This is a genomic window from Mycobacterium sp. TH-M82 (assembly GCF_057473605.1).
In genome coordinates, this window is sequence record NZ_JBYCKY010000011.1 from 1 (window position 1) to 6,691 (window position 6,691).

The 6,691-nt window shown below is 68.2% G+C and carries 6 protein-coding genes and 1 pseudogene; 2 read left to right on the top strand and 5 right to left on the bottom strand.

Features of this window, described 5'->3' with window-relative positions:
- A partial coding sequence (locus AC2VON_RS00290) for a NusA N-terminal domain-containing protein (RefSeq protein ID WP_486951154.1) occupies positions 1 to 826 on the bottom strand: 826 nt, incomplete at its 3' end.
- A gap of 41 nt (positions 827 to 867) precedes the next feature.
- Positions 868 to 1,053 (bottom strand): annotated as a pseudogene (locus AC2VON_RS00295) (ribosome maturation factor RimP); the annotation flags it as partial.
- Between the two features lie 196 nt (positions 1,054 to 1,249).
- Here AC2VON_RS00295 and AC2VON_RS00300 point away from each other — a divergent pair.
- The gene (locus AC2VON_RS00300) at positions 1,250 to 1,786 is read left to right on the top strand and encodes a hypothetical protein (RefSeq protein ID WP_486951155.1); all 537 of its coding nucleotides are present in this window, start codon (positions 1,250 to 1,252) and stop codon (positions 1,784 to 1,786) included.
- Positions 1,783 to 2,241, top strand: a complete 459-nt coding sequence (locus AC2VON_RS00305) for a ferritin-like domain-containing protein (protein WP_486951156.1) — start codon at positions 1,783 to 1,785, stop codon at positions 2,239 to 2,241. The genes AC2VON_RS00300 and AC2VON_RS00305 overlap by 4 nt, the downstream gene beginning before the upstream one ends.
- Here AC2VON_RS00305 and AC2VON_RS00310 read toward each other — a convergent pair.
- From AC2VON_RS00310 to AC2VON_RS00320, 3 genes are all read right to left on the bottom strand, one after another.
- The gene (locus AC2VON_RS00310) at positions 2,210 to 3,997 is read right to left on the bottom strand and encodes a proline--tRNA ligase (RefSeq protein WP_486951157.1); all 1,788 of its coding nucleotides are present in this window, start codon (positions 3,995 to 3,997) and stop codon (positions 2,210 to 2,212) included. The genes AC2VON_RS00305 and AC2VON_RS00310 overlap by 32 nt on opposite strands.
- Positions 3,998 to 4,110: 113 nt before the next feature.
- A complete protein-coding gene (locus AC2VON_RS00315) occupies positions 4,111 to 5,604 on the bottom strand; it encodes an MFS transporter (protein WP_486951158.1) in 1,494 nt (497 codons plus the stop codon).
- A 53-nt stretch (positions 5,605 to 5,657) separates the two neighbouring features.
- The coding region (locus AC2VON_RS00320) for an MFS transporter (protein WP_486951159.1) at positions 5,658 to 6,691 on the bottom strand (1,034 nt) is incomplete at its 5' end.

A 6,691-nucleotide genomic window follows, 5' to 3' on the forward strand; every position in this document is an offset into this window, starting at 1 on the left:
TCGCCGGCGACAGCGCATTGGCGACGAACTGCGCCGGGTCTTCGTCGTAGTCGATGATGTCGATCTTCTCACCGGACAGCTCGCTCATCACGTTGCGGACCCGCTGACCCATTGGGCCGATGCAGGCACCCTTGGCGTTGAGTCCGGAAACCCGTGACATGACAGCGATCTTGGACCGGTGGCCCGCCTCCCGGGCCACCGCCACGATCTCCACCGACCCGTCGGCGATCTCCGGGACTTCCAGCGCGAACAGTTTCCGGACCAGATTGGGGTGGGTGCGGGACAGCTCGATGCGCGGCTCGCGAAGACCACGGGAGACACCGATGACGTAGCAGCGCAGCCGATCGCCGTGCTCGTAGCGTTCGCCGGGCGCCTGCTCCGCGGACCGGATGAGGCCGTCGGATCCCTTTGTTTCGGTACCGAGCCGCACCACCACGACACCGCGGGCGTTTTCCCGGGAATCGCGCTGAACGACGCCCGCTACGATGTCACCCTCCCGGGCAGAGAATTCTCCGTAGGCCTTTTCGTTCTCGGCGTCACGCAGCCGCTGCAAGATCACCTGACGGGCGGTGGTAGCCGCGATCCGGCCGAAACCTTCAGGGGTGTCATCCCATTCACTGACGACGTTGCCGTCATCATCGATCTCCCGGGCCATCACGCGGACCAGTCCGGTTTTGCGGTCGATGTCGATGTGGGCGTCGGTCTCGTGGCCTTCGGTGTGCCGGTAAGCGGTCAGTAGCGCGGATTTGATCGTCTCCACCACCACATCCACCGAGATGCCTTTGTCCGCCTCGATCGCGTGCAGCGCGGTCATGTCGATGTTCATCCGCCGGTCTCCGTTCGGCCAACCAGAGTCCGAGCCAGCTCCGCCTCACGCTCGGTTGGCGATGAAAATTCGATGTCGAGCGGCGCGTCACCGTCGACGACCACGGTGATCCGTGGCGGCCGGGCATGCGTATCAACGACGGCGTCTTCGATCTCATATCCGGTGCGGGCGAATTCTGCGTCGAGTAGCTCGATCACCTGCGTCTGCGAAGGTAGCCTGCTGGCCACGGCGAGCTCCTCGTCTTGAGTTGTCCGATCGTCTGCCCGGGACGAAGCCGGTTTCGCCTGGGGAACCAGCTTCCCACGATACGCCGAATCGCGCGTGGCCACGGCAGACTGGAAAGCCACTTAACCTCTGCGCAGCGGCGCGTTGCGAGCCGGGCCGGAGGCAGCCGGCACCGTCTAGACCTGGCAGGATGTTGGCGTGCCCAGCACCGCTGCATCCGCCGATCCGGTCGTCAGCAGGCGACGCGTGCTGGCCGGTGCCGGGTCTCTCGCCCTGCTCGCCGTGGCAGCGCCGGCGTGCGGATCGGCGCCGGCACCGCCCGAGGTCGACGAGCTGGAAGCTCAACAGGAGCTGGCACGCCGGGACAGCGAGTTGGCCACCGCGGCGGCTGCCGCTGTTGCTGACACGGAACCCCCGGTGATCGCCCCTGCGTTAGCCCAGATCGCGGCAGAACGGGCCGAACATGCTCATGCGCTGGCCGCCGAGATCGCCCGGGTCGCCGGTCACCGCGAGCCGAGCCCGACCCAAACACCTGAGGCGACCACCACCGCCGGCCGGGCCACACCCTCGACACCGGCCCCCACGGTGTCCGACGTGGTGAATGCCCTGCGGACCGCAGCAGAGGGTGCCGCAAAGCTGGCGACCGAGATGTCGGGTTATCAAGCTGGGCTGCTCGCCTCCATCGCCGCAGCTTGTACAGCCGCCTACACCGTCGCGCTGGTGGCGCGACCGTGACATCGACCGAGCCCAGCCCGGCAACCGGCCCCGACGCTGTCCTCGGCGACGCGCTGGCAACCGAACACGGCGTCATCTACGGCTACGGCGTGGTGTCGGCGTACATTCTCCCGGATCTGAACTACCTGGTGTCCGATGCGGTTCGCCAGCACCGCGACCGGCGCGACCGAGTCATCACCATGCTGTCCGCCCGCTCGCAGGCCGCCCCCGTCGCCGCCGCCGGCTATCAACTGCCCATCCCGGTCAACGACAACACCGACGCCGCGCAGCTGGCGCTTCGGATGGAGAACGACGCCGCGGTAGCCTGGCGGGCGGTCGTCGAACAGGCCCGCGAACTCACCGACCGCCAATTCGCGACGACCGCACTGGCGCAAAGCGCGGTGCTGGCCGCGCGCTGGAATCAGGTGCTGGGCAATTGGCCGATCACCCGGGCCTTCCCGGGTGGTACGGATTAGCGGCGACCGCACCCGTGACCTCAGCGGCCAGCGAGGCGTCGACGGCCAGCTCCCGGATCTGGCCGGAAAAACGGTTGCGCAGCTCGACCACACCGTCGGCCCAGCCCCGGCCCACCACGACGATCCATGGCATCCCCAACAGCTCGGCGTCGGTGAATTTGACCCCCGGCGACGCCTGGCGGTCGTCGAGCAGCACCTCGACGCCCAGCCGGTCCAGGTCGGTGGCCAGCGTGGTGGCGCCAGCACGGGCCGCGTCGTCGTTGTTGGCGATCACCAGGTGCACGTCGAAGGGTGCGGCGCTGCTCGGCCAACGCAGCCCCAACTCGTCATGGTGCTGTTCGGCGATGACGGCCACCAGCCGCGACACCCCGACGCCGTAGGAGCCCATCGTCAGGCGCACCGGGCGGCCGTCTTCACCAAGGACGTCGGCGGTGAAGGCGTCGGTGTATTTGCGGCCCAGCTGAAAAATGTGGCCGATCTCGATGCCGCGGGCCGACATCAGCGGGCCGGCACCGTCGGGGGACGGATCGCCGTCGCGGACCTCGGCGGCCTCGATGATGCTGTCGGCGGTGAAGTCACGGCCGGCGACCAGGCCGACGACGTGGCGGCCGGGCGCGTCGGCCCCGGTGATCCAGCTACTGCCGTCCACCACCCGCGGGTCGACCAGATAGCGCACGCCGTTGTCGGCCAGGGCCTTCGGACCGATGTACCCCTTGACCAGAAACGGGTAGGCGGCGAAGTCGTCGTCGCCGAGCAGCAGGTATTCGGCCGGTTCGAGCGCCGCGCCCAGCCGCTTCTCGTCGACCTCCCGGTCACCGGGCAACCCGATGCCCAGCAACTCCCAGTCGCCGCCGGGCCGGCGGATTTTGAGCAGGACGTTCTTCAGCGTGTCGGCGGCGGTGATGGTACGGCCTGCCAAACCGGCAACACCGGCGCCGTTGACCCAGTCGACCAGCGTTGCGATGGTCGGGGTGTCCCCGGTGTCGTACACCACCGGTTCGGGCAGCCCCTCGACGGGTTGCGGGTCCGGCCGCGCGGTGAGCACCGCCTCGACGTTGGCGGCATACCCAGACTCCGGGCACTGCACGAAAGTGTCCTCGCCGATCGGGCTCTCGGCCAGGAACTCCTCGGAGGCAGACCCGCCCATCGCGCCAGACTTCGCGGCCACGATGACATAACGCACGCCCAGCCGGTCGAATATGCGCCGGTAGGCCTCGCGGTGCGCGTGGTAGGCGGCCTGCAGGCCGGCGTCGTCGATGTCGAAAGAGTAGGAGTCCTTCATCACGAATTCGCGGCCGCGCAGGATGCCGGCCCGCGGACGGGCTTCGTCGCGGTACTTGGTCTGGATCTGATAGAGCAGCAGCGGGAAGTCCTTGTACGAGCTGTATTCGCCCTTGACCAGCAGCGTGAACAGCTCTTCGTGGGTCGGGGCGAGCAGGTAGTCGTTGCGCCGGCGGTCCTGTAGCCGAAACATGGTGTCGCCGTAGTCGGTCCAGCGGTTGGTCGCCTCATACGGGGCGCGCGGCAACAGTGCCGGCAGCAGAATCTCCTGACCGCCGATGGCGTTCATCTCCTCGCGCACAACACGTTCGATCCGGCGCAGCACCCGCAGCCCCAGCGGCAGCCAGCTGTACAGGCCCGGTGCGACCGGGCGGATGTAGCCGGCGCGGATCAACAGCCTGTGACTGGGGACCTCAGCGTCGGCGGGGTCGTCACGCAGGGTGCGCAGGAACAGCTGGGACATCCGGGTGATCACAGCGGGCCAGCCTAGCCGACCGGCGACACCCCTCCCCGTCAGCGAGCATGCATAAAATCGCACTCCGCGGCCGCTTCGAATGCGAGTTTGCGCATGCTGACCGGTCAAGTGAGTCAGAGTTCCCCGGCCTCCACCGCCTCGCGGGTGTGCTGGGCGCGCGCGATCTGATCGGCCGAGAATCCGATGAAAAGCGCCGCCGCGCCCACCAGTATCGCGATGGCGGCCACCCACAGCAGCGCATAGGTGTATCCGTATCCGAGCGCGTCGAGCTGGCCGGGGGTCATGTCCCCGACGGGACCGGTGGTACCGCCCAGGTACAGCGTGCGTGAGGTCTGTACCGCCTGGATGACCACCAGCACCACCGGGCCGCCGAGGTTGTAGACCATCAACGTGATCGCCGACACCGGGCCGATCTCGGCCGGGCCGACCTCGGCGAGCGCGCACAGCGGCAGGATCACCGCGATCACCCCGATGCCGAAACCCCCGATGACAACCGGCCAGAACAGGTCGGGAAAGTACGGGATGGCCCGCGTCAGGGTGGAGCCGTACAGCATCGCACCCAGCACCAAGACGCCGCCACCCATGATCAGCCAGCGCGGTGCGACACGCAGCGCCAGCCGCGCGGCCAGCGCGCTGCCCAGGCCGAACGCCACCGCGAACGGGATGAAGCAGAGGCCGGCCCGCAGCGCGGAATAACCGAGCACGTCTTGTACCAGCAGGCCGATCATCACCGTCAGCGTCAGCATCACCCCGCCGGCCAGGAAGAGCGACACGAACGTCATCACCCGGTTGCGGTCGTCGAACACCACGAACGGCACCAGCGGATTGACCGCCGTGCGCTCGACAGCGAAAAACACGACGAAAAACCCCGCCGCGGCGACACCTGCGCCGATCACCCACGGATCTAGCCAGCCCAGCGGCGGCCCCTGGGTGAACACCAGCACCGCGGCGGTGCAGGCGGCGGTGGCCAGCAGCGCCCCGGGAAGGTCGAGCCGAAGCCGTTCCCGGTAGGTCTCGGTCAGCTGCGACACCGCGATGGCAGCGATGACGATCCCGATCGGGATGTTGACCAGAAACGCCAGCCGCCACGACACCACCGTGACCGCGCCGCCGAGCACCAGGCCGAGCACCGAGCCCAGGCCCTGCATCGCGGCCGACACCGCCATCGCCCGGTTGCGGGCCTGCCCGACGGCATAGGTCGTCGCGATGAGCGCCAGGCCGGTCGGCGCGGCCACCGCGGCCCCGGTGCCCTGCACCGCCCGGGCCACGATCAACGTGGCGGAGTCGGTGGCCACGCCGCACACCAGCGACGCGATGGTGAAGACCCCCACGCCGGACACGAACGCCCGTTTCTGGCCGATAGCGTCGCCGACCCGGCCGCCGAGCAGCAGCAGACCGCCGAACGTCAGCACGTAGGCGGTGATCACCCAGCTCTTGGCCGCATCGGAGAAGTCCAGGTCGGCCTGCATCCGCGGCAGCGCCACCACCACGATGGTGCCGTCCAGCGTCGACATCAGCTGCATGCCGGTGATCGCCACGATCGCGATACCCAGCACGCTGGGCGACAGCGGCGGCCCGGTCGGCTGGGATCTACCGGGCGCGGCCATGAAACGCCAGCCTACCGACCGGGGCCGTCAAGCCCGCCAAGCTTCGCAGTGAGTTACAGCTCGCCGGCGTCCAGGGCGTCCTGAACTTCCTGCGCTTGCGCTACCTGCGCCGCGGTGTAGCGGATCAGAAGCGACACTGCGCCGACGACGACGGCCACCGCTGCCACCCACAGCAGGCCATAGGTGTAGCCCTGATCCAGCGCATGGTGCTGGGCGGTGTTCATGTTCTTCACCGGGCCGTTGGTGCCGCCCAGATACAGCGTGCGCGAGGTGATGACGGCTTGAATGACGGCCAGCACCACCGGGCCGCCCAGGTTCTGCAACATCAGTGTGATCGCCGAGGTGGGCCCGATCTGGTCCAAGCCCACGCCGGCGATCGCCGACAACGCGAGCGGAACGATGATCATGCCGATACCGATACCGCCGATCACGATCGGCAGAACCAGATTCGGGAAGTACGGTATGGCGGCGTTCAGCGTCGAGCCGTACAGCATCGCTCCCACCACCAAGACCCCGCCACTGAGCACTACCGCCCGCGGCGGGAACAACGACACCAGCTGCGACGACGCGCCCAGGCCGATGCCCATCGCGATGGCGAACGGGATGAAGCAGACGCCTGCCCGCAGCGCGCTGTAGCCCATGATGTCCTGCACGTACAGGCCGATGATCACGGTCAGGGTGAACATCACGCCGCCGGCCAGGAAAACGGCCGCGAAGGTCGCCAGCCGGTTGCGGTCGAAGAACAGGTTCAGTGGCACAACGGGGTTTTCGGCGGTGCGCTCCACCAGGGCGAATGCCACGAATGCGGCCGCCGCCACCACGCCTGCGCCGATAGTGACGACCGAAATCCAGCCCTGTTCCGGGCCGATCGAGAAGGTGAAAACCGCGGCGGTACATCCCAGCGTGGCCAGTACGGCTCCGGTGGCGTCCAGCTTCATCGGCTCTCGCTGGGTTTCGGCCAGCGCGGTGCGCGCCAGGTAGATCATCACCAGCCCGATCGGCACGTTCACCAGAAACGCCAGCCGCCACGACACCTCGGTCAGCGCACCACCGACCACCAGCCCCAGCACCGAGCCGATGCCGGTCA

Excerpts from the sequence above, each read along its gene's own strand:
- AC2VON_RS00315 (WP_486951158.1), bottom strand. The coding sequence starts at position 5,604 with ATGGCCGCGCCCGGTAGATCCCAGCCGACCGGGCCGCCGCTGTCGCCC.